A 767-nucleotide genomic window follows, 5' to 3' on the forward strand; every position below is an offset into this window, starting at 1 on the left:
GTCCGCCTTGACGCGAACCTTGACGTTGTAATCCACAACGCGTTTGACAGCTACAAGAACCTTCATGGATTCCTCGTTACTCTCCGGTGAAAAGAAAGTCGCCTAGGCGAACCTGGCGGATGATGCTCATCGGGCTACAAGGGCACCTCTAAAAACGCCGGCTTGTGTATAGGGTGATTCCACGCTGCGAAGTGCGATGACCGTTCGTCAGTGGTGACCGACAAGTCATTGATCTTCACGGTGTGTAAACTGCGCGCCAGACCTGCGCTGCGCATCACCTTGTACTGCCTACGCCCTGTCTTTAGAGGTGCTCTTGAAACCGCCAGTCTGCCTACGGCGAGCGCAAAACCGCCCGTATCTTGACCGGAACGCCTATTCCGGTCAATACGGCAAAATGGTAACTCATAAGCCGCGCTTCTTTGATTTCTCTGGGCTGGAGCCAATTCAAACAAACGTTTGTATTGGACGCTCAGAGTGGTGTAGATATAATGCGCCCCCTAGAGAGAAAGGTGGGTTTTCCATTACTGCCCTTGACGTTAACGTAAAGGCAATACGGATGCGACACCGAACCTCCAAATTAGAAAAAAAACTGTTGAGCCTTGAGTAGGAGATAGCCTGTGGAACGCGAATACATGGAATTCGACGTGGTCATCGTCGGTGCCGGCCCCGCTGGCCTGTCCGCCGCCTGCCGTCTGAAGCAGAAGTCCGCCGAAGCCGGTAAGGAATTAAGTGTATTCTTGTTGTTTAATGGCTTATTAGTTTTCTGT

The 767-nt window shown here is 51.8% G+C and carries 1 protein-coding gene; it reads left to right on the forward strand.

Annotation, left to right across the window (positions count from 1 at the left end):
• Positions 1-617: 617 nt before the first annotated feature.
• On the forward strand, positions 618-767 hold a 150-nt coding region (locus ACIOVB_RS20445; RefSeq protein ID WP_401270870.1), incomplete at its 3' end, for an FAD-dependent oxidoreductase.

This window comes from Pseudomonas sp. NPDC087639 (genome assembly GCF_044743385.1).
Classification (GTDB): domain Bacteria; phylum Pseudomonadota; class Gammaproteobacteria; order Pseudomonadales; family Pseudomonadaceae; genus Aquipseudomonas.